Below are 25,658 nucleotides of genomic sequence, written 5' to 3' on the forward strand. Positions count from 1 at the left end.
GTGACCTGCGGATCCACCGAACGGACCCGGCCGTGCGGTCCGGCCGTCACGGACATCGGCCGTCACGGACATCGGCCGGGCAGCCCGGTCAGCCGGCCGCTGCGGCCAACCCGGTCGCCAACGACAACGCGGCCACAGCGGCCGCGCCGACGACCAGGCCGACGTCGGCCACGCCGAACCGCTGCCGACGGGCGCTCGTGCGCGCGACCTCGGAGTCGAAACCCCGCGCGTCCATCGCGGTGGCCAGCCGCGTTCCCCGGCGGATCGCCAGCACCAGCAGGCCGAAGCCGGTGGCGGCGAACAGCCGCAACCGGCGCAGCGGGTTGCGGCCCGGGTCCACCCCACGTGCCCGCCGGGCCATCGTCAGCAGCTGCCACTCGGCGCTGAGCATCGGCACCATCCGGAAGGCGGCGAGCGCACCGATGGCGAACCGGGGCGGTGCCTTGGCATTCTGGATCAGCGCGTCGGCCAGATCGGTGGGGTCGGTGGTGGCGAAGACCAGCACCCCGGGCAGCGCGACGGCGAGCAGCCGCAATGCCAGGCCGAGCGCGGTGATCAGGACTCCGGTGGTCAGCAGTAGCGGCCCGGCGGCCAGCAGTACGGTCCCGGACCGCTCGGCGGCGAACAGCAGCAGGGTCACCAGCAGACCGGCCGCGCTGATCAGCACCGGCAGCATCCGCCGGGCCACGGTGCGGTAGCGCAGGCCGAACAGCGGGATCACCGCGACCTCGACGGCGAGCGCGATCGCCGGGGTGAGCGGATCCAGAGTGGCCAGCAGCGCCACCGAGAAGATCAACGCCGCGACGAGCTTCGCCACCGGGTTGCGCCGGGCCAGCACCGCCGGCCGCGCCGCACCGGTCACCGCGCCCGCCGTCACGTCCACGGTGCCGGTCACAGGGCCAGCCGCCGGTCGGCCAGCGCGTCGACGAAATCCGCGTCATGGGTGACCGCGACGACGGCGTGCCCCTCGTCGCGTAACCCGGCCAGCAGCTCCACCAGCTCGATCCAGGTCCGGCGGTCCTGGCCGAAGGTCGGTTCGTCGAGCACCAGCAGCTGCGGCGCGGTGGCCAGAGCGGTCGCCACACTCAGCCGCCGCGCCTCACCACCGGACAACGTGTACGGGTTCGCCCGCGCCAGCCGGTCCAGCCGCAACCGGGTGAGCAGCTCGTCGACGACCCGACCGACCGCCGGCTCCGGCAGACCGCAGCGGCGCGGGCCGAGCGCCAACTCGTCGGCCACGGTCGTGGTGACGAACTGGTGCTCCGGGTTCTGGAACACCGAACCGATCCGGCGGACCAGCTCCGGCGCCCGCCAGCGGTGCGGCACCGCCCCGACCCGCCCACCGGTCAGCGCTGCGGTCGCCCGTACCGCGCCCGCACCGGGGGCGACCAGCCCGCCGAGCAGCAACGCCAGGGTGGTCTTGCCGGCCCCGTTGGGCCCGAGTACGGCCAGCGCCTCCCCGGCGTGCACCGGCACCTCGTCGGCGCGCACGGCCAGCCGGGGCGGCAACCCGACCCGGTCGGCGTGCAGCAGCGGCGCACCGGCGGGTCGACCGGACCGCCGTACCGGAAGTGGCTGGTCGGGCACCCACACACCGTCGGCGGCCAGTTGTCCGCCGTACCGGTCGAAGACCTCCGTCGGCGGGCCGTCGGCCCGCACCCCGCCACCGGGTTCCAGCACCACCACCCGGTCGACCAGCGGCAGCGCCTGCGCCACCCGGTGCTCGACGATCACCAGGGTGGTGTCGTCATCGTCGGCCAGCGCGCCGGCGATCGCGTCGCGGACCAGGTCGGCGCCGGCCGGATCCAGGTTCGCGGTCGGCTCGTCGAGCAGCAGCAGGTCCGGGCGCAGCGCGAGCGCCCCGGCCAGGGCGAGTCGCTGCTGCTCGCCACCGGACAACGCGGCGGTCGGCCGGTCCCGGCCGTACCGGAAACCGACCCGGGCCAGCGCGGCGTCGACCCGTGGCCAGATCTCCGGAGCCGGTACGCCCCGGTTCTCCAGCCCGAACGCCACGTCGTCACCGCTGCGCGCCATCACCAGCTGGGTCTGCGGATCCTGGAAGACGATGCCGACCCGGTCGCGGGCCTTGCGCGGGTCGAGCCCGTCGACGCCGACCGTGCCGGCCTGTTCGCCCGAGTCGGCCGGCAGCAGCCCGGCCATCGCCGCCAGCAGGGTGCTCTTGCCCGCGCCGGACGGCCCGAGCAGCAGGACCCGTTCGCCGGCGCCGATCCGCAGGTCGACGTCGCGCACCGCCCAGGCCCGGCGGCCGGCGTGCCGCCAGCCGAAGCCCCGCAGCTCCAGCCGGCTCACCGCGCGGCCCGGCTCAGCCGACGGCCCGGCTCGGCCCGGCTCACACCATGGTGCGGTCGCGGCCGGCCGGGAACCGGTCGAGCACCCCGGTCCGGGCCAGTGCCCGGGTCAGCGCGACGCTGCCGGCACCGGCCAGCACGATCGCGCTGACCACGGTCACGACGAAGATCGGGATCCGGAAGGTGACCAGATCGTACGGCGCGTAGTACCGGACCTGGTCGAAGATCGCCGCGCCGAGCCCGGCGGCCGCCCCGGCGGCCAGCACCACCGGCAGCCGGAACGAGCGGTACGCCACCGCGAGGAACACCAGCTCGGCGCCGACGCCCTGGGCCAGGCCCTGGAGCACCACCACGGCGCCCCACTGGCTGCCCAGCGCCGCCGACACCAACGCGGCGACCAGTTCGCAGAAGAGCGCGGCCCCCGGCTTGCGGATCACCAGGGCACCGAGCACAGCCGGCACCAGCCACACCCCGTACAGCACCGCCTGGGCGGGCGGGAAGAAGGTGAACGCGGCCTCGGTGGCTGCCCAGACCAGCCCCCACGCCCAGAAGATCACCCCGAAGGCGACCGCGATCACCGAGGCGACCACGATGTCGACGGTCCGCCAACGGCGGTCGACGGAGGTACTGCGTAGCGTCATCGTCGCTCCAACTCCCTGCGCTGGCATTACCCAGATCAGGTTCGAGGGTCTGCGGGCTCCCCGCACTCTCAGCGCTGTCTGCGCTCCCCTGTCGGACATGAGGTTGTTCCGTCGACGCTAGCACCGGGCGACCGGTGCGAACAGAGGCGACGTCCGGGTGTGGCGGCGGGCACCCCCGGACGCGTTATCGTGGGGTGCCCGCATCGACCCGTCCAGCGAGGGGACCGACCTTCCGTGACCGCTGCCGATCGCACCGCGACGCGTCGGGCGCGCCCCGGTGACGAGGTCGACTGGGGTACGTCGGACGCCGACGACCTGTCGGCCTCGGGCGCTTCCGGCGGGTCGCCCGGTGCCCTGCGGCCGCCCCGGCGGCGACTGTTCGGCGACCGGGTCGGCTCGGTCGAGGTGCTCGCCTTCCTACTGATCGGGTTGGTGATCTTCCGCGAGCCGTTGGCCGGCCTGATCTCCGACCCCCGGCTGCAGACCTGGACCACCGTCTTCGTCTCGGTGATGGTCCAGGCCATGCCGTTCCTTGTCTTCGGCGTGGTGCTCTCCGCGGTCATCGCGGTCTTCGTGCCCCGGTCGTTCTGGGCGAAGGCGCTGCCGAAGCATCCGGCGCTGGCGGTGCCGGTGGCCAGCGCGGCCGGCGTGGTGCTGCCCGGCTGCGAGTGCGGCTCGGTGCCGATCGCCGGGTCGTTGATCCGCCGGGGCGTCGCGCCGGCCGCCGCCCTGGCGTTCCTGCTGGCCGCGCCGGCGATCAACCCGATCGTGCTGGTCGCCACGGCCGTCGCCTTCCCGAACAACCCGGAGATGGTGCTCGGCCGGGGTGTCGCCAGCCTGATCGTCGCGATGGTGATGGGCTGGCTGTGGCTGCGGCTGGGCCGCACCGACTGGATCCGGTTGCCGCACCGGCCGGATCTGGACGACCTGTCCCGCGCCCGGGCCTTCTGGGCGGCCGTCCGGCACGACATCATGCACGCCGGCGGTTTCCTGGTGATCGGTGCGATGGCCGCCGCCAGCATCAACGTTCTGGTGCCGGAGCGCTGGCTGCAGACCCTCGCCGACAACCCGGTGCTGTCCATCCTGGCCCTGGCGGTGCTCGCCGTACTGCTGTCGATCTGCTCCGAGGCCGACGCGTTCGTCGCCGCGTCGCTGTCGCAGTTCTCGCTCACCTCGCGACTGGTGTTCCTGGTCGTCGGCCCGATGGTCGACCTGAAGCTGATCTCGATGCAAGCCGGTACGTTCGGGCGCCGGTTCGCGTACCGGTTCGCTCCGGCGACCTTTCTGATCGCCATAGTGGTGGCGGTCGCGGTGGGGACGGTGCTGTTGTGAACAAGCAGGCTCAAGGTGTGGTGCTGCTGCTGCTCGGCGGCGCGGTCGTCAAGGCCAGCGTCACCGAGATGTACCTGCGCTACGTCAAGGAGGTGCTGCAGCCGTTCCTGATCGTCGCGGGCCTGCTGCTGGTCGCCGCCGGCATCATGACGCTCTGGCACGACCTGCGGCGGCGCAACGCACCCGCCCCGGCCGACGACGGCCACGACCACCACGACGACGGTCACGGCCACGCCCACCACGAGCCGCGGGTCGGCTGGCTGCTGATCCTGCCGGTGCTCGGCCTGCTGCTGGTCGCCCCGCCCGCGCTGGGTTCGTACGCCGCCGCGCAGGCCGGTACCGCGCTCAGCGCCGAGCAGGCATCCTCGGACTATCCACCGCTGCCCGACGGCGACCCGGCCCAGATCAGCGTCCTCGACTACGCCTCCCGGGCGATCTTCGACGAGGGTCGGTCACTGGACGGTCGGACCGTACGGCTCACCGGCTTCGTCGCCGAAGGGCCGGACGGCGAGCCGATGCTGGCCCGTATCGTGCTGTCCTGCTGCGCCGCCGACGGCCGACCGATCAAGGTCGGGATGGACGGCAGCGCCCCCACCGGGCTGCCGGTGGACACCTGGATCGCGGTGGTCGGCCGGTACAGCGACCGGATCGGCACCGACCCGGTGAACGGGGCGAGCATCCCGTACCTGGGGGTCGAATCCTGGCAGGAGATCGAGCCGCCGGCGCAGCAGTACGAGTAGAGGTTTCACTTCTGCCGGTCCGGGGCATCTTCCCGTCCGCCGTTTCAACGTGACGGACGTGGCGGGAGGGACCAGACGGATGAGCCGGGAGACCGAGCGGGAACGGTGGCAACGGAATTTCGCCGACCTGTTGCAGGAGCTTCGAGTCGCCCAGACCGGCGTCCAGATTCTCTTCGCGTTCCTGCTGACGCTGCCGTTCAGCAGCGGCTTCCCGGACACGACCGCGTTCCAGCGCGACATCTACGTGGTCGCGCTGCTCGCGGCGGCGGCCGCCGCCGCGATGATCATTTCGCCGGTGGCGTTCCACCGGGTGCTGTTCCGCCAGGGCCGTAAGCCCGAACTGGTCCGGTTCGCCCACCGGATGGCCAGCGGCGGCCTCGGCTTCATGCTGGTGGCGATGGTCAGCTCGGTTCTGCTGGTCACCGACTTCATCCTGCCGCGGACGGTCGGGTTCGTCCTCAGCGGCATCACCGGGCTCTGGTTCCTGACCTTCTGGGCCGCTCTGCCGTTTGTGCACCGCGGCTGGCTGCGCGACGACGACGAGGACGACGACGAGGGGACGGCCAGCGGCGATGCCGCCGGTCACCAGACGTCAGCGCGGCACCCGTAGCCCGAGGGATCGCAGCTCCAGCGCGGCGAGCGCGGCGGTGACCTGCGGATCACCGTCGCGCCAGCGGGCCGCCACGTCCGGGTCGATCGCGGTGATCGCGGCCAGCGGACGACCGGCCAGCGCCCGCAGCGCCAGCAGGTCCTGACCGGCCGGCAGGTCACGCAGGGCCACGGCGGCGCTGGCCCGCCGGATCCACCGGATGCGTAGCGGCAGCCAACCGAACAGCACCAGCCCCACCGGGAAGATCAGCATGGTGACGGCGAGCGCCACGGCCAGGTCGGCGACCAGGTCCTGCTGCTCACGTCCGGCCTGCGCGACCGATCTGGCGGCACCGGCGGCCTGGGTGAACGGGGCGGTCAACTCGTCACCGACGAGCGGTACCCGACCGACCCGGCCGCCGACGTCGGCGAGGTTGTCGGCCAGCCCGGCACCGGCGTCCTGCAGGGTCCGGCCGGGGCCGGCGAGCCGAGCGACCTGCTCGTGCAGCCAGAGCGCGGCACGGATCCACAGGTAGACCCAGGCGACGACGATCAGATCGGTGGCGAACTGCCGGGCGGCGGCGGGGAAACGGTCGGCGTAGATCTGCATGCGCACAGCGTGCCGTACCCGTGTCGACCACGCCGTCCTGGCCGGTGCCGGCCGCGACCGACCGGCATGGTCTGGGGTGATCCCGCTAGGACTTCTTGCCGGTCTTGCGGCTGGCGCACTGCGGGCAGGTGCCGAAGATCTCCATCGTGTGGCTCACCCCGACGTACCCGTGCTGGGCCGCGACCCGTTCCGCCCACGCCTCGACCGCCGGCCCCTCGACCTCGACGGTGCTGCCGCAGGATCGGCAGACGAGATGGTGGTGGTGGCCCTGGCTGCACCGCCGGTACAGATGCTCGCCGCCGGGCGGACGCATCACGTCGACCTCGCCCGAGTCGGCGAGCCCCTGCAACGTCCGGTAGACGGTGGTCAGGCCGACCCGGTCGCCGCGTTCCCGCAACATGGCGTGCAGTTCCTGGGCGCTGTGGAACCCCGCCAACTCGTCGAGGATGGCGCTCACCGCGCTGCGTTGCCGGGTGTTGCGGACCGCCGCCTGCTCGGTGGTGGTGGTGTCTCCAGTCTTCATCTGGGGCCTCCGGGGCAAAGTCCTGCTGCCGAATCCTGCCGGTGGCGGGTCACCGTACCTCCCGGGCATGGCTGACCGCGTCGGCGACGATGTGCGCGACGTGTTCGTCGACCAGCGCGTACGCGATCTCCCGGCCCCGCCGGGAGCCGTGCACCACACCGGCCCCACGCAGCACACGAAGGTGCTGCGACACCAGCGGCTGCGGTGCGCCGAGCTTCTCCACGAGCTCGTGGACGCAGCGTTCGCCCTGGGCGAGCTCGGTCACGATGGCGACCCGGATCGGAGCGGAGAGGGCGCGCAGCAGTTCGCCCGCGCTCTCGTACCCCTCGTAGCCGTTGGCCATCGTCACCCCGCAACGGTAACCAATAGCGGGGCCGGACCGGCAGGCAGGCGGCCACCGGCGGAGGAACCGGCGGCATCTGGAAAGCCGCCGGACCGCCGGACCGGGAGGGTGGGGGACCGGATCAGGACTCCAGGACGACCTCCGGTGGCTCCACCTCGCGGGCCGGCCGCTGCGGTACGCGCAGGCGGGCACCCCGTCGGCGCAGCAGGCGCCAGAGGCCGGCACCGATCGCGGTGGCGGCGAACGCGCCGATCGCCAGGATGACGATCGTCGCGCCGAGCGCGGTGTTGACGGTGCCGGCCAGCCACACGCCGCCGCCGGCCGAGACCAGGCCGATCGCCATCGCCGCCGCCATGGTGGTGCGGAACCCCCGGGTGAGCTGCTGCGCGGTCGCCACCGGCACCACCATCAGTGCGCTGACCAGCAGCAGGCCGACCGCCCGCATGGCGATGGTGACGGTCACCGCGGTGGTGACCGCGATCAGCAGGTTGAGCGTGCGCACCGGCAGGCCGGAGACCTTGGCGTACTCCTCGTCGTGGCAGATGGCGAACAGTGCCGGGCGCAGCAGCAGCATCGCGGCGAGCACGACCGCGGCGAGCACCACGATCACCCGCAGGTCCTCCGGGCGGGTGGTGCTCAGCGACCCGAACAGGTAGGACATCAGGTTGGCGTTGCTGCGGTCGCCGGCCAGCCCGACCAGCATCACCCCGCCGGCGATACCGCCGTAGAACAGCAGCGCGAGCGCCATGTCGCCGGAGGTGCGGCCGCGTTCGCGCAACAGTTCGATGGCGATCGCGCCGATCGCGGCGACGATCACCGCGGTGAGCACGGGGGAGCGGTCCAGCAGCAGGCCGACGCCGACCCCGGTGAGGGCCACGTGGCCCACCCCGTCGCCGATCAACGACATCCGCCGCTGCACCAGGTAGATGCCCAGGGCCGGGGCGGCCAGCCCGATGACCAGGGCGCCGATCAGCGCCCGGATCATGAATTCGTACTGGAAGATGCTCATGCGTTCAATATCCGGGACGGTTCGACCGGCGCGTGCGGGTGGACGTGGTCGTGACCGGGGTCGGCGTGGTGCCCGGCCGGTGGTGGCACCGCGCCGTCGTGGACCACCTCGCCGTGGTGCAGCACCACCGCGCGGTCGATCAGCGGCTGCAACGGCCCGAGCTCGTGGGCGACCAGCAGCACCGTACCGCCGCCGGTGACGAACGTGCCGAGCGCCGTGGCGAACGCCTCCTGGCTGGCGGCGTCGACCCCGGCGGTGGGCTCGTCGAGGACCAGCAGTTCCGGTTCGCCGGCCAGCGCGCGGGCGATCAGCGTCCGCTGCTGCTGGCCACCGGAGAGGGCGGCGACCGGGTCGCGTACCCGGTCGGCGAGGCCGACGGCGGCCAGCGCCGCCGCGACGGCGGCCCGGTCGGCGGCCCCGGCCGGGCGCAGTACGCCGCGACGGGCGAGCCGGCCGGAGGCGACGACCTCCCCGACGGTGGCCGGTACGCCGCTGCCGGCCCCGAGCCGTTGCGGTACGTAGCCGACCCGGTGCCATTGGCGGAACCGCCCCAACGGCACGTCGAAGAGCCGGACGGTACCGCCGCGCAGCGGCACCAGACCGAGCGCGGTGCGGATCAGGGTGGACTTGCCGGAGCCGTTCGCGCCGAGCAACGCGACGACCTCACCGCTGTTCACGGTGAGGTCGATGGCGCGGAGCACGGGGCGGCCGTCGTAGCCGGCCACCCCGTGCTCCACCTGGACGACAGGTGTGCTCACGAACAACCCAGGGCGGTGGTGAGGGAATCGAGGTTGTCGCGCATCACCGAAAAATAGTCGCCGTCGGCGTCCGGCTGCAGCCCCTCGATCGGATCCAGGACCGCGGTCTGGGCACCGACCTCGCTGGCGATGGTCTCGGCGACGGCCGGGCTGACCAGGGTCTCGAAGAAGATCGTGGTGGCCTGGTGCTCCCGGGCCTCCTCGATCACTTCGGCGAGGCGCTGCGGCGCCGGCTCGTCCTCGGGGCTCAGCCCGGTGATGCCGATCTGCTCCAGCTCGTAGCGCACTGCCAGGTAGCCGAAGGCGGCGTGGCTGGTGATGATCTCCCGACGTTCACAGGTGGCCAGCCCTTCGGCGTACTCGGTGTCGAGGGCTTCCAGCTCGGTGCGCAGGGCGGCGGCGCGGGCGGTGAAGTCGTCCGCCCGGTCCGGGTCGGCCTTGCCGAGACGGGCGGCGAGCTCGTCGGCGACCGTGGCGAACCGGGTCGGGTCCAGCCACAGGTGCGGGTCCTTGGCCGCGTCGGAGTCGGCGTGCTCGTCGACGGCTTCGCCGCCCGGCGTGGGCTCGTCGTCGTGACCCGGCTCCTCCTCTTCGTGACCGTGCTCGTCCTCGGCGTGCTCGTCCTCGCCGTGCTCGTGGCTGTGCCCGCCGTCGGTGGCGTCGAGCAGCGGTTCGACCGTGACCACGTCGAACGCGGCGTCGCCGGCCTCCTGCTCGACGGCGGCGTCGACGGCCGGTTGGAAACCGCTCAGGTAGACGACGAGGTCGGCGTCGCTGATCTGGCCGACCTGCTGCGGGTTGAGCTCCAGGTCGTGCGGTTCGGCACCGGGCGGGGCCAGGCCGGTGACCGTCACGGCGTCCCCGCCGATGCGTTCGGCCAGGAACTGCAGCGGATAGAAGGCGGCGACCACGCCGACCGTGTCGCCGGTCGTGGTGGCAGAGGTATCGGCATCGCCCTGCGCGCAGGCCACCGTGCCGCCCAGAGCGAGCAACGCACCGGCGGACAGCGCGAGGGTACGGCGCAAGGGGTGGTTGTGCATCAGGCAACTCTCCGCGAGGGTGACAATGATTGTCAAAAACGCATGGTTGCATGGGTTGCCCCTGCTCGGCGGCCTGAGCGACGTACTCCAGCGATCGGCTAGAAGATCTTGGCCAGGGCGACCGCGACCAGCAGCGTCACGGTCAGCAGCCGCAGCAGCCGCCCCGCCGGTGGCACCGCCGCCCAGGTCGACCGCAGCAGCCAGGCCAGCCCGCCGGCCAGCACCAGCAGCGCCGCCCCGCCGATCACCCCAGGTGCGAACAGGCCCACCAGGACGAGTCCGAGCGCGACCAGGAACGCCCCGGTCGGGTTGATCCGCCCGAGCCGGGCCGAACCCGACGACTGCGTAGGCTGCATCCGACAAACTGTAGTCAGTTCCCGACAGACTCGAGCCAGTGAGGAGACCCGCGTGCTGGTGGTCAACCGGTTCACCGTGCCGCAGACCGACGCGACGAGTTTCGTCGATCGCGCACAGGTGGCGCTGCGGGCGTTGGCGGCCTGCACCGGCTACCAGCGCGGCGCGTTGACCTGCGCGCTGGAGGATCCACAGAGCTGGTGCCTGATGACCGAGTGGGAGTCGGTCGGCGCCTACCGACGTGCCCTGGGCAGCTTCACGGTGAAGGTCGACGCCACGCCGTTGCTGGCCGAATCGCTCGACGAGCCGTCGGCGTTCGAGGTGCTGGTCGACGCGGCACCGGGCGGGGAACCCGTGGCGTACGCCAGCGATCGGGCCATGGAGCCCGGTCGGTGATTGGCCGGGCAACTACCCTGTCGGCATGACCGATCCCGGACCGGAGCGCCCCCTCCCGCCGTCCGCCGTACCCGCTGGGTCGCCGTGGGCGGCACCCTCACCGTGGGAGCCGCCGGACCGCCAGTCGCCGGTGTCCCCGGCCCCGGCCGCCAGCGCCGATCCGACCGTCAGCGTCGATCCGGCCCCGGTGCAGGCCCCGGTGGCGGCCGCCACCGACCCGCCGGCCCCGACCCCGCCGGCTGACCCGGGTGCCCCGTACCAGGTGCCCGCCGGTCCTGGAGCGGCCCCGCCGTTCGCGGCACCGCCGGTGGAGGGCCGCAGCGCCCGACTCTGGATCGGCCTCAGCGTTGCGGCGCTCGCCGTACTGATCTGCTGCGGTGGTGGCACGATCGCCCTGGTCGGACTGATCATTACCGGCGGGGAGGCGATCAACGAGCAGGCCCAGGTCGCGGTGGACGACTACTTCGACGCGGTCAGCCAACAGCAGTTCGGTGCCGCGTACGGGATGCTCTGTGCCGAGGCGCAACGCCGGGAGAGCCTCGACGAGTTCACCGACCGGCTCGCCGCCGAGCCCGAGATCGCCGCCTACGAGGTCGGCCAGGTCTCGGTCACCAGCCGGATCGTCGTACCGGTGGAGGTGACCTACCGCCAGGGCGGAGCGGACACCCTGCGGGTGTCGTTGAACCAGGACACCGGCACCGGTGAGCTAGAGGTCTGCGGCATCGAGGAGTAGCCTGCCGAACATCTGCCGTGACCGTCCACCCGCACGTCCCCGCTGGCAGCCAGCCGGCGTAGGAGCAGCGCATGTCAGCCGACCGTTTCGACGCCGTGGTGAGTCTCGCCCACCGGCGGGGCTTCGTCTTCCCGTCCGGCGAGATCTACGGTGGTGAACCGTTCGCCTGGGACTACGGGCCACTCGGCGTCGAGCTCAAGGAGCATCTGCGTCGGCAGTGGTGGCGGACCATGGTCCAGCACCGCGACGACGTCGTCGGGCTCGACTCGGCGGTGTTGCAGGCCCGTGCGGTGATCGCCGCGTCCGGAATGCTCGACGCCCACACCCGCACCAGTGCGCGGTGCCGGTCCTGTGACTCGGCGCAGCCGCTCGACGGCATGGTCGGGGCGTACACCCGGCAGGCGGGCCGACCGCCAGCGGCGTTGACCGAACTCACCTGTCCGAACTGTGCCAGCCGGGGCAGCTTCACCGACCCGGATCAGGTCAGCGGGCTGCTCGGTGCCTCGAACGCGCGTCGGACCGCCGCCGAGTACCCGTACTACCTGCGGCCGGAGGCCGCCACCGGGACTTTCGTCAACTTCGCCAACGTGATGATCGCCGCGCGCAAGAAGCCGCCGTTCGGCATCGCCCAGGCCGGCCGCTCCTTCCGCCACTTCGCCGGGCCGGGGGAGTTCCTGCTGGCCAGCCGCGAGCTGGAACGGATGGAGCTGGAGTACTTCGTCGAGCCGGGTGCCGACGACGAATGGCTCGAGTACTGGGTCCAGCAGCGCTGGGACTGGTACGTCGATCTGGGTCTCGCGCCGGACCGGTTGCGCCGCCGCGAACCCTCGACGAGTGCCCTGCCGCAGCATGCCAAGCGCCTCGTGGAGATCGAGTACCGGTTCGGCGGTGCCGGACCGGAGTTCGTCGCGCTGGAAGGCGTGACCAACCGCGCCGATCACGACCTCACCGTCCACGCCAAGCACTCCGGGGCGGATCTGTCCTACTTCGATCAGGACCGTGGTGAGCGGTGGGTGCCGTACGCGATCGAACCGGCGGCCAACCTGACGGTAGCCGTCTTCGCGTTCCTACTGGCGGCCTACGACGAGGACGAGGCACCGAACACGAAGGGTGGCGTCGACAAGCGGACCGTGTTGCGCTTCGATCCCCGGCTCGCCCCGGTGAAGGTGGCGGTGCTGCCGTTGTCACGCAACTCCGACCTGTCGCCGAAGGCCCGTGATCTGAGCGTCGCGCTGCGCCGCCGTTGGGTGGTGGAGTTCGACGACTCGCAGGCGATCGGCCGCCGGTACCGCCGGCAGGACGAGATCGGTACGCCGTACTGCGTCACCGTCGATTTCGGCACGCTCGCCGACGACGCGGTGACCGTCCGGGACCGGGACACCATGGCCCAGCAACGGGTCGCGTTGGACCAGGTCGAGCGCTACCTGCTGGAGCGGCTGCCCACCGGCTGACCGGTGGGCGGGTCGGTCCACCGGCGTGCCGACCGGCCGGGTGCCGGCGTGCTGCCCCGGCCCGCGTGGAATCCTGGACGGCGTGTCCGTCACCCTGCCGCAGGCCGCCGCCCCCGTCCGAGCGCCGTTGCCGCTCGGCCCGTACCAGGTGTGGCCGCCGGTGGTGCTGGCCCCGATGGCCGGCATCACCAACGTCGCGTTCCGGCGGCTGTGCCGCGAGCAGGGCGGCGGGCTGTACGTCTGCGAGATGATCACCACGCAGGCGCTGGTGGAGCGCAACCCCAAGACCCTGCGCATGATCGCGTTCGCGCCGTCGGAGCGTCCCCGCAGCATCCAGCTGTACGGGGTCGACCCGCAGGTGACGGCGGCCGCCGTACGGATCGTCGTGGAGCGTGACCTGGCCGATCACATCGACCTGAACTTCGGCTGCCCGGTGCCGAAGGTGACCCGCCGCGGCGGCGGGGCGGCGCTGCCCTGGCGGCACCGGCTGTTCAGCCGGATCGTCACCGGCGCGGTGCGGGCGGCGGCCCCGGCCGGGGTGCCGGTGACGGTCAAGATGCGCAAGGGCATCGACGACGACCACCTGACGTACGTCGAGGCGGGGCTGGCCGCTCAGGAGGCCGGGGTGGCGGCGGTGGCGCTGCACGGGCGGACCGCCGCACAGCGCTACTCGGGCACCGCCGACTGGGACGCGATCGGCCGGCTCAAGCAGGAGCTGCAGGTGCCGGTGCTGGGCAACGGCGACATTTGGGAGGCCGACGATGCCCTGCGGATGGTGGCGCACACCGGTGCCGACGGGGTCGTGGTCGGTCGCGGCTGCCTGGGCCGGCCCTGGCTGTTCGCCGACCTGTCGGCCGCGTTCGACGGCCGGAACGACCGGGTGCTGCCGACCCTCGGTACGGTGGCCGTCACCATGCGTCGGCATGCCGAGCTGCTGGTCGACTGGTTCGCCACCGGGCGGACCGACCGTGCGGTCGCCGAGCGCGACGGCTGCACCGATTTCCGCAAGCACGTCGCCTGGTATCTGAAGGGTTTCCCGGTCGGCGGTGAGCTGCGTCGCGCCCTGGCGATGGTGTCGGGCCTGGCGGAGTTGGACGACCTGCTCGGCGAACTCGACCCGGCGGAGCCGTTTCCGACCCATGCCCTCGGGCAACCGAGGGGGCGGACGAACTCCCCGGGAAAGGTCTTCCTGCCGGCGGGCTGGCTGGCCAGCCGCGACGACGACACCGTGCCGGCCGGCGCGGAGCTGGCTGACTCCGGCGGCTGAGCCGCCCGTCCCGCACAGCCGTTCCCGCGCAGCCCGTCCCGCGCCGAGTTCGAGGGGCTTGCCAGGTGTGGTCCGGAGCACACCTGTGGTGGCCCGGGACACCACGTCGTGCGCAGTGTTGCGCATGGAAACGTTCCCAGGCAGGGCCGCGCGCAGCACCGTTGGCGGGTGCTGTGCGGCTGGTCACCGACTACTGTCGGCCAACCGATCTGGTCGCTTAACCTTCGCCCACCAATGGCCATTGGTGAACCATCGTTCAGTGTCGAACGGCTCATGGAGGCCAGGATGGCGGCAGCAGAGGAAACGGGTGGCGCGCGCCCAGGCGCACCCGCACAGCCCAGGTACGTCTACGACTTCACCGAGGGCGACCGGCAACAGCGGGACCTCCTCGGCGGAAAGGGGGCGAACCTGGCCGAGATGACCCGGCTCGGCCTACCGGTCCCGCCCGGGTTCACCATCACCACCGAGGCGTGCCGGGCCTACCTCGATCGCGGTGCCGTCCCGGCGGACCTGCCGGGGCAGGTCTCGGCCGCGCTGCTCCGGCTGGAGCAGCGCCGTGGCAAGCGCCTCGGTGACCCGGCCGATCCGCTGCTGGTGTCGGTGCGTTCGGGCGCGAAGTTCTCCATGCCGGGGATGATGGAGACGGTGCTCAACGTCGGGCTCAACGACGCGTGCGTGGCCGGGCTCGCCGCCCAGGCCGGCGACGAGCGGTTCGCCTGGGACTCCTACCGGCGGCTGATCCAGATGTTCGGCCGTACGGTCTGCCACGTGCCGGCCGAGGAGTTCGACCAGGCGCTGTCGGCGGCGAAGCGGGCCGTCGGCACCGACGACGACCTCGGCCTGACCGCCGAGGACCTACGCGGGCTGGTCCGCGAGTACCAGAAGATCTTCTTCGCGCACACCGGCCGTGACTTCCCGCAGGACCCGCGCGAGCAGCTCGACCTGGCGGTCCAAGCGGTCTTCGACTCCTGGCACGCCGAGCGGGCGGTCGTCTACCGGCGGCAGGAGCGGATCCCCGCCGATCTGGGCACCGCCGTCAACGTGGTGGCGATGGTCTTCGGCAACCTCGGCCCGGACTCGGGCACCGGCGTGGCCTTCACCCGGGACCCGGCCACCGGCAGCCAGGGCGTCTACGGCGACTACCTGGCCAACGCCCAGGGCGAGGACGTGGTCGCCGGCATCCGCAACACCCTGCCGCTGCAGGAGCTGGCCCGGCTCGATCCCCGGTCGTACGACGAACTGCTCGCCATCATGGCCCAGCTGGAGAACCACTACCGGGACCTGTGCGACATCGAGTTCACCATCGAACGCGGCACCCTGTGGATGCTGCAGACCCGGGTCGGCAAACGGACCGCGGCGGCCGCGTTCGTCATCGCCAGCCAGCTCGTCGACGAAGGGATCATCGACCTGGACGAGGCGCTGCACCGGGTCAACGGCGCGCAGCTGGCGCAGCTGATGTTCCCCTGCTTCGACCTGTCCGGCGCGCCGGAGCCGATCGCCACCGGGGTCGGCGCCTCCCCGGGCGCCGCCGTCGGCACCGTCGTCTTCGACTCCGCCCGCGCGGTCGAGCTGGCCGGGCAGGGTGCGCAGGTGATCCTGGTGCGGCGGGAGACCAACCCGGACGACCTGCCCGGCATGATCGCCGCCCAGGGCATTCTGACCAGCCGGGGCGGCAAGACCAGCCACGCCGCCGTGGTGGCCCGGGGGATGGGCAAGACCTGTCTGTGTGGTGCCGACACCCTCGACGTGGACCAGGCCGCCCGACGGTTCACCGTCGGTGACCACACCGTGGTCGAAGGTGACCTGGTGTCGATCGACGGCACCAGCGGCTGCCTCTACCTCGGTGCGGTGCCGGTACGCCCCTCCGAAGTGGTGCAGTACTTCGAAGGGACCGTCGACCCGGCGACCACCGACGATCCGTTGGTGCTCGCCGTACACCGGATCCTGTCGCATGCCGACACCCGACGGCGGCTGGCGGTCCGCACGAACGCCGACACCGGTGCCGACGCGGCCCGCGCCCGGCGGTTCGGCGCCGAGGGGATCGGGCTGTGCCGCACCGAACACATGTTCCTCGGCGACCGGCGCGAACTCGTGGAACGGCTGATCCTGGCCCGGGACGAGGCGGCCCGGTCGGCGGCCCTGGCCGAGCTGCTGCCCCGGCAGCGGGCCGACTTCGCGGAGATCTTCCGCCAGATGGACGGTCTGCCGGTGACCGTCCGGCTGATCGATCCGCCGCTGCACGAGTTCCTGCCGTCGCTGGAGGACCTCGCGGTATCGGTGGCGGTGGCGCACGCGCGGGGTCAGGACGCCGGCCGCGACGAGGCGTTGCTGACGGCGGTCCGGCGGATGCACGAGCAGAACCCGATGCTCGGTCTGCGTGGCGTACGCCTCGGCCTGGTCATCCCGGGCCTGTTCGCGATGCAGGTCCGCGCGATCGCCGAGGCCGCGGCCCAATTGGCCGCCGCCGGGCACGATCCCCGTCCGGAGATCATGGTGCCGCTGGTCGGTGCGGTGCAGGAGCTGGAGACGGTACGGGCGGAGGCCGACCGGATCATCGCCGAGGTACTGGGGGAGCGGTCGGTCGAGATCCTGATCGGGACGATGATCGAGGTGCCCCGGGCGGCGTTGACCGCCGGGCAGCTCGCTGGCGCCGCACAGTTCTTCTCCTTCGGCACCAACGACCTGACCCAGATGGCATGGGGCTTCTCCCGCGACGACGTCGAGGGTGCCTTCTTCTGGCGCTACCTGGAGCTGGGCATCTTCGGTATCTCCCCGTTCGAGTCGATCGACCGCGACGGGGTGGGGCGGCTGGTACGGATCGCCGTCGAGGAGGGTCGGGCGGCCCGGCCCGGACTGAAGATCGGGGTGTGCGGCGAGCACGGCGGGGATCCCGACTCGGTGCACTTCTTCCACGCGGCCGGCCTGGACTACGTCTCCTGCTCACCGTTCCGGGTGCCGGTCGCCCGGCTGGAGGCCGGTCGGGCGACAGTGGAGTCGACCGGTTCGGACAGCCGCTGACCGACGACGGTGGCCGGGTGGTCGTCGCCGATCCGCAGGGAGCACCCGGCCGTCGCGTTGGCGCTCTGCGCCGGCCTGCGCCTCCGTCGTCGTCGGGCGAGCGAGGCGGGTCAGAACCGGCGGCGCGGCAACGCGGGGTTGTACGGCAGGGTCGCCATCGGGGTGCGTACCGCCAAGGGGGCCCGGTTGTCCAGGAAGTGGGGGGCCGGGTCCGGGACGTTGGTCACCGGGCGGGCGCGCAGCAGCTCGCCGACCTGGTCGGCGACCTGGCGGGCGTGCCGGTGCAGCAGGTCCCGTTCGACCTGGGCGGCGGCGAGCACCGCGAGCAGTGCCCGGGTGCCGACGGCGTACAGCCCGACCTGGCCGTGACTACCGTGGATGAGGGTTTCCTGCAGGTCGCCGTGCCCGGCGGTGTCGGCGAACCGGCGGCCGAGCCCGAGGGTCGCCGCGGCGAGCGCCGCGATGCTGTCGGCGTCGGCACCGTTGAGGTCACGGGTGATCAGCAGGCCGTCCGCGCCGGCCAGTACGGAGCCGGTGACCTGCGGCAACCGGCGGCGCAGTCCGCGTAGCTCGGCGAGAATGGCGGTGTCGGTATCCACCGGCGTCTCCTTCACTCGATCGTCCGGGTGGCTGGTCGCTGACCGGAGTGGGCCCGGACCGGCGGATGCGCGGCGGGTCGGGCGGACAGCGACCGCGGTCGGCACGGCAGTCGGCGTCGATCGCGTGCCTCGCGACGGCGGGCGCGGGGTCGCGCCACGTTCGTCAGCGGGATGCCGGTGCACCTCGGTCGGTCGAACATCGACACTCGTTCGTGATCCCATCGTCCGGTCGAGGTGGCGGTGACGTTGTGCTCCTGGCACGCTACCGCACGCGATGTAACTGCGCAGGCCCATAACCATCGGCAATCGGACAGCAACTGATACCTGATCGGCCATTGCGAACGATCTTCGGCTCGCTCCTGGTGTTTGTGCCGTCACCGCGTGCGGCCGCGTCACTCGCCGTACCGTAACGGCGTGAGCTGCGGCGCGACGCCCGAGATCAGGAGGTGGCCGAGGTGGTCAGTCAGTGGGAGAACCTGGTGGTCGATGCCGACGACCCGCCCCGGCTCGCCCGGTGGTGGGCGCAGGCACTCGGCTACCAGATCGTGCACGAGGCAGCGGACGAGGTGGAGATTCGACAGTCGCCCGACCAGTTGCCCGGTGTGGTGTTCGTCCCGGTGCCGGAGCGCAAGCAACTGAAGAACCGGTTGCACATCGACCTGCGCGCGGCCGATCAGGCGGCCGAAGTGGAGCGGCTGGTGGACATGGGGGCCCGACGGGTCGACATCGACCAGGGTGACGTCTCCTGGATCGTGCTGACCGATCCGGAGGGCAACGAGTTCTGCGTACTCAACGGACGCGGCTGAACCGGCCGGTCCGGTGTGCGCTTCGCCCGCAGGCTCCCGCCGGAACCTGCCCACTGGCCCGCTCCACCGCCGTGCGCAGCAGCAGCAGGAACGTCCGGCCGTCCGGGCTGTCGCCGAAGCCGAGCCAGCACGACTCGGCACGGCCATGGGCCTGCCAGCGGGCGGTGATCAGCACTCCGTACGGCGTCGGTGCGGCGAGCGTCACCGCGGTGAGGCGCGCCGACCGGGCGTACCCCCGGTGCGGGCCGTCGCCGGCGCTGAGCAGATGCCGACCGAGCAGGATGTCGAGGCGGTGCCGTACCGTGCCGGTCGACCCGCCGGGCTCGGTGATGGCGGTCAGGCAGCAGGCACTCGCGCCGGCCAGCTCGCCCATGAGCTGACCGGCGCAGTGCTCCTCGACGGCGTACCGCATCGGCGTCGGGACCTCGGTGATGTGCACGAGCCGGCTGGTACGGGCCGTCCACCCCTGGTCGACCACTCTGCGATTGTGAACCGATGGGGTAGGCGCCGAGGGGCCGACGTCAACATTGCGACACAAATACGTAATCATCCGGAAATATTTACCTGCCCGTTCCGGTCGGTACCGGGCCGATAGGCTCCGGAAGGTGACCCCCTCACCCGTCCGTCCGGCACCCGGCGGCCTCGACGACACCGACCGATGGGTGCCCGAGCCGGTGAAGGACACCGGGTACGGACGCAGCCCGTACGAACGGGACCGGGCCCGGGTGCTGCACAGCGCGGGATTTCGTCGGCTGGCCGCCCGGACCCAGGTGCACACCGCCGAGACCGGCGGTGCCGACGACGTCCCGCGGACCCGGCTCACCCACTCCCTGGAGGTCGCGCAGATCGCCCGCGAGATGGGTGCGCGGCTCGGTTGCGAGCCCGACGTGGTCGACGTCGCCGGCCTCGCCCACGACCTCGGCCACCCGCCGTTCGGGCACAACGGGGAATGGGCACTGCACGACCTGGCCGTCGACATCGGCGGATTCGAGGGCAACGCGCAGACGTTGCGGGTGCTGACCCGGCTGGAGGCCAAGGTGCTGGGGCCGGACGGCTCCTCGGCCGGGCTGAACCTCACCCGCGCCTCGCTCGACGCGACCTGCAAGTACCCCTGGCCGCGTCAGGCCGATCAGCGCAAGTTCGGACTGTACGCCGACGACGAGCCGGTCTTCGCCTGGCTGCGCGCCGGTGCCCCGGAGCCGACGCGGCGCTGCCTGGAGGCCCAGGTGATGGACTGGGCCGACGACGTCGCCTACTCGGTGCACGACCTGGAGGACGGCATCCACGGCGGCTACATCGACCTCGGCCTGCTCATCGCCGACCGCGACGAACAGCACGCTCTCGCCGCCGACGTGGCTGCGGTCTACTCCACCGAATCCGTCGACGACCTGGCCGGGATCCTCGCCGAGCTGCTGGCCCATCCGGCGCTGCGGCCGATCGCGGGCTACGACGGCAGCCATCCGGCGCAGGCGGCGTTGAAGGGGATGACCAGCATTCTCACCGGAGCGTTCGTCGCGGCGGCGGTGTCGGCGACCCGGCAGCAGGCCGGCGGCCTGCCGGTGCGGCGGTACGCGGCGGACCTGGTGGTGCCCCGGGTGGTGCGGGCCCGGTGCGCCCTGCTCAAAGGACTGGCGCTGCGGTACGTGATGCGCCGGCCCGGCGCCGAGGCGGGGTACCGCCGGCAGCGGGAGATCCTGGCCGAACTCGTCGAGGCGTTGACCGACCGGGCACCGGCCGGGCTGGACCCGGTGTTCGCGCCGCTGTGGGTCGCCGCGCCGGACGACCGGGCCCGGGCCCGGGTGATCATCGACCAGGTGGCGTCGTTGACCGACCCGGCGGCGGTCTCCTGGCACCGGCGGCTCACCGGCCGGCCGGCTCCGGACTGACCGGAGCGGGCGTGACGACCGGACTGACCGGATCGGGCGTGGCGACCGGGTCGACCGGAGCGGGCCGGGCGGCCAGCGCCGGGCGCCGGTCGATGACCTGACCCACCTCGCGGGCCGAGCGCGCCAACCGGCGGCGGAACACCGCCACGTGCGCGGCGAGGCAGCTGACGAGGACCAGCGCACCGAGCGTCGCGGCGGCCCACGCCGGGACCGCCCGGGCGACCAGCAGTCCGACGGTGGCCGCGAGCAGCGCGCTGTTGAGCAGCCCGACCGTGCCCGCGAGGCTGACCAGGTCACGTGGCCAGCCCCGGCGGTACGGTTGCGCGGCGAACGGACCCGAGTCGTCAAGGGTGGGCATCATGACGTACGGGGCCAGGTCGGGAGCCTGCCGGACGAGATAGGTGCGGATCGCGGTGGCGGCGACCGCGTACCGCCGGGCCCGGTCGTTGAACTCCAACTGCCGGGCGAAGACCGCCAGCCCGAGCAGCAGGACGAGGCCGCCGAGTGCGCCTGCGGCGGCGGCCCGCCCGGTGGTCACCGTCGCGCCGCCGGCGGAGACCAGACCTGCGGAGACCGCGGTGGCGGCCGAGGCGACGCCGAGGAAGAACGTGAAGCGGGCGTTGGATTCCGTGTGCACCGCCCGTCTGGCCTCCTGCAACTGCGTGTACTCGGCCAGGGCGATGGTCAGCGCGGTCTCCGGTGGACGGGTCTGCTCGTCGGCCATGCGGATCGCCTCCTCGGCCAAGGAGGGTAGCGCTGCGACGCACCCGGGCCGGTCGGCCCGTCGGCCCGGCCGGCTGCCGGTCCGTGGCCGGCCTGCTCAGCTGCCGGTCGGCGGCCGGACCGCGACGAGGTCGGCGGCCAACAGTGCCGACCACCAGTTCTCGACGTTGGACAGCGATCCGGAGATGATCCGTGGCTGTTCGCCCTCGGTCAGCAGGGTCAGCGCGGAGCCGTCCGGCCAGGCGAGCACCCACCCGGCGATGTGCGGCAGCTCCTCCTCGGGGGCCAGATCGGCGTCCCGGCTGCGGTAGAGGGCGCACAGGCGGGGCGCGTCGTCGAGGGCGATCACGTCCAGGTGGTCGAGCGCGTTCGTCTCGGGCAGCAGCTGGGGCATGGGGGTGCCTCCTCCTTCGGGCTGGGAACCGGCAATGTAGACAAGACACAGTGAACCGTGAAGAAAGAGAAACAAGCCAGCGAACGGCCCACTAGGTACGACACAGACAGTATTGCTGTGGTCACAGGGAAGGACAAGGTCTGTTCTGCGGCGAGGCGTGGAAAATGCGTATTGACAGAAGCCTGCCTGGTCAGGGTGGGGTTCGTCGGCGTACGGCGGGTCCGGGCATGGGCGTCGTGCCTCCTCGGGCACCCGCACGGCCCGTGATCGGCGGGGCAGGGCAGGATGTACCGGGAAGGGGGTGGCGCGGCGGCATGGCTGGTCGGATCCGGGACGAGGACATCACGCTCGTACGCGAGCGGACGTCGATCGCCGACATCATCTCGGAAAGCGTCACGCTCAAGTCGGCCGGCGGCGGCAACCTCAAAGGGCTCTGCCCCTTCCACGACGAGAAGACCCCGTCGTTCACCGTCGCACCGGCCCGTAACGTGTACTTCTGCCACGGGTGCGGCAAGGGCGGCGACGCGATCACCTTCCTGATGGAGGCCGAACACCTCAGCTTCGTCGAATCGGTGGAGCGCCTGGCGGCCCGCGCCGGCATCCAGCTGCGCTACATCGAGGCCGGGCCCGCGCCGGTCCGCCAGCAGTCCGGCCAGCGGCAGCGGCTGATCGCGGCGCACGCCGCCGCCGCCGAGTTCTACGCCGGTCAGTTGGCCGGCCCGGGGGCCCGAGCGGCCCGGGAGTTTCTCGCCCACCGCGGCTTCGACCGGGCCGCCGCGCAACGGTACGGCTGCGGCTTCGCCCCGGACGCCTGGGACGAGCTGACCCGTCACCTGCGCCAGCAGGGCTACACCGCCCAGGAGCTGATCACCGCCGGGCTGGCCCGCCAGGCCCGGTCCGGGTCACTGATCGACCGGTTCCGTCGCCGGCTGCTCTGGCCCATCCGCGACCTCGCCGGCGACGTCATCGGCTTCGGTGCCCGCAAGTTGTTCGACGACGACGACGGCCCCAAGTACCTGAACACCCCGGAAACCCCGATCTACAAGAAGTCCCACGTCCTCTACGGCATCGACCAGGCGAAACGGGAGATCGCCCGGCAGGGTCGGGCGGTCATCGTCGAGGGCTACACCGACGTGATGGCGTGTCACCTGGCCGGGGTGCCGACGGCGGTGGCGACCTGTGGCACCGCGTTCGGCGCCGATCACATCGGGGTGCTGCGTCGGCTGCTGATGGACACCGACGCCGTCGCCGGCGAGATCATCTTCACCTTCGACGGGGACGCGGCCGGGCAGAAGGCCGCGTTGCGTGCATTCGAGGAGGACCAGCGGTTCGTCGGGCGGACCTTCATCGCGGTCAGCCCCGACAACATGGATCCGTGTGACCTGCGGCTGGCAAAGGGCGACCTCGCCGTACGGGACCTGGTCGCCCGCCGGGAGCCGTTGGTCGACTTCGCGCTGCGCCAGGTGCTGCGCCGTTTCGACCTGGACACCGTCGACGGCCGGGTGGAGGCGATGCGCCGGGCGGCGCCGCTGGTGGCCAAGCTGAAGGACCGGGACAAACGTCCGGAGTACGTCCGCAAGCTCGCTGGCGATCTCGGCATGGAGATCGAGCCGGTGCAGCGGGCTGTGCTCGCCGCCGGCGCGGTACCGCCCCCCCGTACGGCCGGCAACCGGTCGGCGTCGGCAGCGTCGACGCCGTCCCGGCCGGCCACCGAACCCGACGACCCGCAGGTGCTGGTCGAGCGGGAGGCCCTGAAACTCGGCCTGCAGGTGCCGGTGTTGGCCGGGCCGATGTTCGACACCCTCGGCCCGGAGGTGTACCTGCATCCCGTCCACGCCGGGGTCCGCGCGGCGATGGCCACGGCCGGGGGCGCGGCCGTCGCGGTGACCGGCGCGGTCTGGATCGAACAGGTCCGTGACGCCTGCCCGGACCTGGCCGCCCGGGCACTGGTCGGCGAACTCGCCGTCGAGCCGCCGCACGTCGACCGGGAGCCGGACCCGCACTACGTCTCGGTGACCCTCGCCCGGCTGCAGTGGGGCGCGGTCACCGCCCGGATCCGGGAGCTGAAGTCGAAGGTGCAGCGGATCAACCCGGTGGCGAACAAGGACGAGTACCTGAGCCTCGCCGGGGAACTGTTCTCCCTGGAGCAGCAGGCGCGGGCGCTGCGCGAACGAGCGGTGGGGGGACTGTAGTGGGCTGGGGCATGTTCCGCCGGTCGGCGCGGCTGCCGGCCGCGCTGCGTCCGACGATGGCCCGCGACGAGCGGATCGTCGCCTGGGCGGCCACCGCCGACGACGGGGCGCTGGTGGTCACCAACCTGGGGATGTGGCTGCCGGGTCGGGACCATCGGCTCGGTTGGCATCAGGTGCACAAGGCGGCCTGGTCGGGGCGGACCCTGGCCGTCACCCCGGCCGAGGTCACCGGCGAGCGGGACGGGTACGAGATCGTCGCCGACCAGCCGACCGTCACCGTCGACCTGCCCGACCCCGGGGAGGTGCCGAACCAGGTGCGCGCCCGGGTGACCCGCTCGGTCGGCTACACCGCGCACCAGCGGCTCGACGGTGGCGGGCTGCGGGTGGTGGCCCGGCGGGTGCCTGGTGTCGACGGTTTGACCTGGACCGTCCGGTACGACCCCGGCGCCGACCCCGACGCCCTGTCCGCCGAGACCGCCGATCTGGTGGCCGCGGCCAGGGCGTCGGTCGAGCAGCAGCCGTGACCACCTGCCGCGGTGCGGCCGTCCGGTAGCGGATGCGCCCGGGCCGGTACGTCGGCTCAGCCGGCGGTGAAGACGTGGTCGCTGATCATCCTGGTGGCGCCGATCAGACCGGCCTGGTCGCCCAGCTCGGACAGGACGATCGGCATGTCGCCGGTGGCCAGCGGCAGTGAGCTGCGGTAGACGACGCTGCGGATCTCGGCCAGCAACGCGTGGCCCATCCCGGCGAGTCCGCCGCCGATCACCACCATCCCCGGGTTGAAGAAGCTCACCAGCCGGGCCAGCACCTGGCCGACGCGTCGTCCACCGTCGCGGACCATGCCGACCGCGACCGGGTCGCCGGCGGCGGCCGCCCGGGTGACGTCCAGCGCGGTGAGCGTGCCGATCCGGGCGAGTTGCTCGGCGAGCTGGTCGGAACGCCCGGCTCGGGCGGCGGCGACCGCGTCGCGGGTCAGCGCCGCACCACCGAAGTACGCCTCCAGGCAGCCGACGTTGCCGCAGAGGCACTGCGGCCCGTTCTCGTCGACAGCGGTGTGGCCGATGTCGCCGGCGCAACCGTTCGCTCCCCGGTAGACGTCTCCGTCGACCACTATCCCGGCGCCGATCCCGGCGCCGATCTTGACGAACAGGAAGTCCTCGAACGAACGGGCGATGCCGGCGTGTTTCTCACCGAGCGCCATGATGTTGACGTCGTTGTCGACCAGCACCGGGCAGCCGAGTTCGGTGCTGAACATCTCCCGTACCGGGAAGCGGTGCCAACCCGGCATGAACGGTGGCGAGACCGGCACGCCTTCGTGGACACTGACCGGACCGGGCACCCCGATGCCGGCGCCGGTGAACCGCGTGGTTCCCGAGTCGGCGGCCAGTTTGGTGACCAGTTCGAGAGCCTGCGCGATCACCGTCGTCGGCCCCTGGTGCAGCTCGGTGCGCTCGGTCATCCGGGTCACGACCTGCAGCTCTCCGTCGGTGAGCGCCACGTCCAGGGTGCTCGCGCCGATGTCGATGCTGAGGAAGCGGGTGGCGGCGGCGATCCGGACGATCGACGACGGACGACCGCCCCGGGACGCGGCCGGACCGGCGGTCTCCACCAGACCCCGGTCGATCATCCGGTCGAGCTCGGTGGCCACCTTCGACCTGGACAGGCCGACCGCGTCGCCAAGTTCGGCGCGCGAGCACGGGCCGTCGCGGAGCAGGCGCAGGATCTGCGCCTGGTGCGTGTTCTCCGGCCACACTCCCAGCACGTTGGTCATTGTCCTTTACCTGGGTCCGGCACGTGGCGTCGTCCGCGTGGAGGGCCGGTGGACACGCGGGCGAAGCGGACCGGCGTGGGCAGGGACCGGGCAAGGTGACGAACTCGCCCGCTGACCCGGGAGTAGCGAGTCAGGATGGCAAACTTAGTGCATTGAAGCGCAATCTTCAAGACGT

27 protein-coding genes and 1 riboswitch are annotated in these 25,658 nt (G+C 72.3%); of the genes, 12 read left to right on the top strand and 15 right to left on the bottom strand.

The window, feature by feature from the left end:
- Positions 1–88: 88 nt before the first annotated feature.
- The 3 genes from O7608_RS13840 to O7608_RS13850 all read right to left on the bottom strand — a co-directional run bounded on the left by O7608_RS13840 (position 89) and on the right by O7608_RS13850 (position 2,950).
- Positions 89–862 (bottom strand): energy-coupling factor transporter transmembrane component T family protein, encoded by a 774-nt coding sequence (locus O7608_RS13840; RefSeq protein ID WP_289210885.1) that lies wholly within the window; start codon positions 860–862, stop codon positions 89–91.
- 29 nt (positions 863–891) lie between these two features.
- Entirely contained in the window at positions 892–2,310 is a 1,419-nt protein-coding gene (locus O7608_RS13845) for an ABC transporter ATP-binding protein (RefSeq protein WP_289210355.1), read from the bottom strand.
- 40 nt (positions 2,311–2,350) lie between these two features.
- A complete protein-coding gene (locus tag O7608_RS13850) occupies positions 2,351–2,950 on the bottom strand; it encodes an ECF transporter S component (RefSeq protein WP_289210356.1) in 600 nt (199 codons plus the stop codon).
- A riboswitch (TPP riboswitch) is annotated at positions 2,946–3,050 on the bottom strand. (Overlaps the previous gene by 5 nt.)
- Before the next feature lie 254 nt (positions 3,051–3,304).
- On the opposite strand from O7608_RS13850, the gene O7608_RS13855 reads away from it, so the two are divergent.
- From O7608_RS13855 to O7608_RS13865, 3 genes are all read left to right on the top strand, one after another.
- Entirely contained in the window at positions 3,305–4,282 is a 978-nt protein-coding gene (locus O7608_RS13855) for a permease (RefSeq protein ID WP_289210886.1), read from the top strand.
- Positions 4,279–5,022, top strand: a complete 744-nt coding sequence (locus O7608_RS13860; protein ID WP_289210357.1) for a TIGR03943 family putative permease subunit — start codon at positions 4,279–4,281, stop codon at positions 5,020–5,022. The genes O7608_RS13855 and O7608_RS13860 overlap by 4 nt, the downstream gene beginning before the upstream one ends.
- A gap of 79 nt (positions 5,023–5,101) precedes the next feature.
- Entirely contained in the window at positions 5,102–5,632 is a 531-nt protein-coding gene (locus O7608_RS13865) for a DUF6328 family protein (protein WP_289210358.1), read from the top strand.
- Here O7608_RS13865 and O7608_RS13870 read toward each other — a convergent pair.
- The 7 genes from O7608_RS13870 to O7608_RS13900 form a co-directional block, all read right to left on the bottom strand.
- Positions 5,615–6,220 carry a hypothetical protein gene (locus O7608_RS13870; RefSeq protein WP_289210359.1) on the bottom strand — a complete coding sequence of 202 codons (606 nt, stop codon included), beginning with the start codon at positions 6,218–6,220 and terminating at the stop codon, positions 5,615–5,617. The genes O7608_RS13865 and O7608_RS13870 overlap by 18 nt on opposite strands.
- Before the next feature lie 85 nt (positions 6,221–6,305).
- Positions 6,306–6,743, bottom strand: a complete 438-nt coding sequence (locus tag O7608_RS13875) for a Fur family transcriptional regulator (RefSeq protein WP_289210360.1) — start codon at positions 6,741–6,743, stop codon at positions 6,306–6,308.
- A 49-nt stretch (positions 6,744–6,792) separates the two neighbouring features.
- Entirely contained in the window at positions 6,793–7,086 is a 294-nt protein-coding gene (locus O7608_RS13880; RefSeq protein WP_421361505.1) for an ArsR/SmtB family transcription factor, read from the bottom strand.
- Between the two features lie 121 nt (positions 7,087–7,207).
- Positions 7,208–8,095 (bottom strand): metal ABC transporter permease, encoded by an 888-nt coding sequence (locus tag O7608_RS13885; protein ID WP_289210361.1) that lies wholly within the window; start codon positions 8,093–8,095, stop codon positions 7,208–7,210.
- Positions 8,092–8,853 (bottom strand): metal ABC transporter ATP-binding protein, encoded by a 762-nt coding sequence (locus O7608_RS13890; protein ID WP_289210362.1) that lies wholly within the window; start codon positions 8,851–8,853, stop codon positions 8,092–8,094. Before O7608_RS13890 ends, O7608_RS13885 begins: the two co-directional genes overlap by 4 nt.
- Entirely contained in the window at positions 8,850–9,893 is a 1,044-nt protein-coding gene (locus O7608_RS13895; RefSeq protein WP_289210363.1) for a metal ABC transporter substrate-binding protein, read from the bottom strand. Before O7608_RS13895 ends, O7608_RS13890 begins: the two co-directional genes overlap by 4 nt.
- Before the next feature lie 98 nt (positions 9,894–9,991).
- Positions 9,992–10,249 carry a DUF6703 family protein gene (locus O7608_RS13900; protein WP_289210364.1) on the bottom strand — a complete coding sequence of 86 codons (258 nt, stop codon included), beginning with the start codon at positions 10,247–10,249 and terminating at the stop codon, positions 9,992–9,994.
- Positions 10,250–10,301: 52 nt separating this feature from the next.
- On the opposite strand from O7608_RS13900, the gene O7608_RS13905 reads away from it, so the two are divergent.
- From O7608_RS13905 to ppdK, 5 genes are all read left to right on the top strand, one after another.
- Entirely contained in the window at positions 10,302–10,643 is a 342-nt protein-coding gene (locus O7608_RS13905; RefSeq protein ID WP_289210365.1) for an antibiotic biosynthesis monooxygenase family protein, read from the top strand.
- A 25-nt stretch (positions 10,644–10,668) separates the two neighbouring features.
- On the top strand, positions 10,669–11,376 hold the full coding sequence (locus tag O7608_RS13910) for a hypothetical protein (RefSeq protein WP_289210366.1): 708 nt from the start codon (positions 10,669–10,671) through the stop codon (positions 11,374–11,376).
- Positions 11,377–11,447: 71 nt separating this feature from the next.
- A complete protein-coding gene (locus tag O7608_RS13915) occupies positions 11,448–12,827 on the top strand; it encodes a glycine--tRNA ligase (protein WP_289210367.1) in 1,380 nt (459 codons plus the stop codon).
- A 94-nt stretch (positions 12,828–12,921) separates the two neighbouring features.
- Entirely contained in the window at positions 12,922–14,094 is a 1,173-nt protein-coding gene (dusB, locus tag O7608_RS13920) for a tRNA dihydrouridine synthase DusB (protein WP_289210887.1), read from the top strand.
- Positions 14,095–14,379: 285 nt separating this feature from the next.
- Positions 14,380–17,112 (top strand): pyruvate, phosphate dikinase, encoded by a 2,733-nt coding sequence (ppdK, locus tag O7608_RS13925; RefSeq protein ID WP_289210368.1) that lies wholly within the window; start codon positions 14,380–14,382, stop codon positions 17,110–17,112.
- 110 nt (positions 17,113–17,222) lie between these two features.
- Here the strand turns inward: ppdK and O7608_RS13930 are convergent, their stop codons facing one another.
- A complete protein-coding gene (locus O7608_RS13930) occupies positions 17,223–17,711 on the bottom strand; it encodes a roadblock/LC7 domain-containing protein (RefSeq protein ID WP_289210369.1) in 489 nt (162 codons plus the stop codon).
- A 455-nt stretch (positions 17,712–18,166) separates the two neighbouring features.
- Here O7608_RS13930 and O7608_RS13935 point away from each other — a divergent pair, with 455 nt between their 5' ends.
- Complete coding sequence (locus O7608_RS13935) at positions 18,167–18,517, top strand: VOC family protein (RefSeq protein ID WP_289210370.1); 351 nt, start codon at positions 18,167–18,169, stop codon at positions 18,515–18,517.
- On the opposite strand, the gene O7608_RS13940 is transcribed toward O7608_RS13935, so the two are convergent.
- Positions 18,501–18,995: a hypothetical protein gene (locus O7608_RS13940; RefSeq protein ID WP_289210371.1), complete on the bottom strand. Its 495-nt coding sequence runs from the start codon at positions 18,993–18,995 to the stop codon at positions 18,501–18,503. The genes O7608_RS13935 and O7608_RS13940 overlap by 17 nt on opposite strands.
- Before the next feature lie 127 nt (positions 18,996–19,122).
- Here O7608_RS13940 and O7608_RS13945 point away from each other — a divergent pair, with 127 nt between their 5' ends.
- Complete coding sequence (locus O7608_RS13945; protein WP_353850535.1) at positions 19,123–20,403, top strand: deoxyguanosinetriphosphate triphosphohydrolase; 1,281 nt, start codon at positions 19,123–19,125, stop codon at positions 20,401–20,403.
- On the opposite strand, the gene O7608_RS13950 is transcribed toward O7608_RS13945, so the two are convergent.
- Positions 20,378–21,127, bottom strand: coding sequence for a hypothetical protein (locus O7608_RS13950; RefSeq protein ID WP_289210372.1), 750 nt, complete (start codon positions 21,125–21,127; stop codon positions 20,378–20,380). The two genes, O7608_RS13945 and O7608_RS13950, sit on opposite strands and share 26 nt — an antisense overlap.
- Positions 21,128–21,223: 96 nt before the next feature.
- The gene (locus tag O7608_RS13955; RefSeq protein WP_289210373.1) at positions 21,224–21,520 is read right to left on the bottom strand and encodes a hypothetical protein; all 297 of its coding nucleotides are present in this window, start codon (positions 21,518–21,520) and stop codon (positions 21,224–21,226) included.
- A gap of 314 nt (positions 21,521–21,834) precedes the next feature.
- Here O7608_RS13955 and dnaG point away from each other — a divergent pair, with 314 nt between their 5' ends.
- Positions 21,835–23,712, top strand: coding sequence for a DNA primase (gene dnaG, locus O7608_RS13960; protein ID WP_289210374.1), 1,878 nt, complete (start codon positions 21,835–21,837; stop codon positions 23,710–23,712).
- A gap of 11 nt (positions 23,713–23,723) precedes the next feature.
- A complete protein-coding gene (locus O7608_RS13965) occupies positions 23,724–24,236 on the top strand; it encodes a hypothetical protein (protein ID WP_289210375.1) in 513 nt (170 codons plus the stop codon).
- A 56-nt stretch (positions 24,237–24,292) separates the two neighbouring features.
- Here O7608_RS13965 and O7608_RS13970 read toward each other — a convergent pair whose 3' ends face one another.
- Entirely contained in the window at positions 24,293–25,483 is a 1,191-nt protein-coding gene (locus O7608_RS13970) for an ROK family transcriptional regulator (RefSeq protein WP_289210376.1), read from the bottom strand.
- Positions 25,484–25,658 lie beyond the last annotated feature (175 nt).

Origin of the sequence: Solwaraspora sp. WMMA2056 (assembly GCF_030345095.1) — a bacterium.
Lineage (GTDB): Bacteria > Actinomycetota > Actinomycetes > Mycobacteriales > Micromonosporaceae > Micromonospora_E.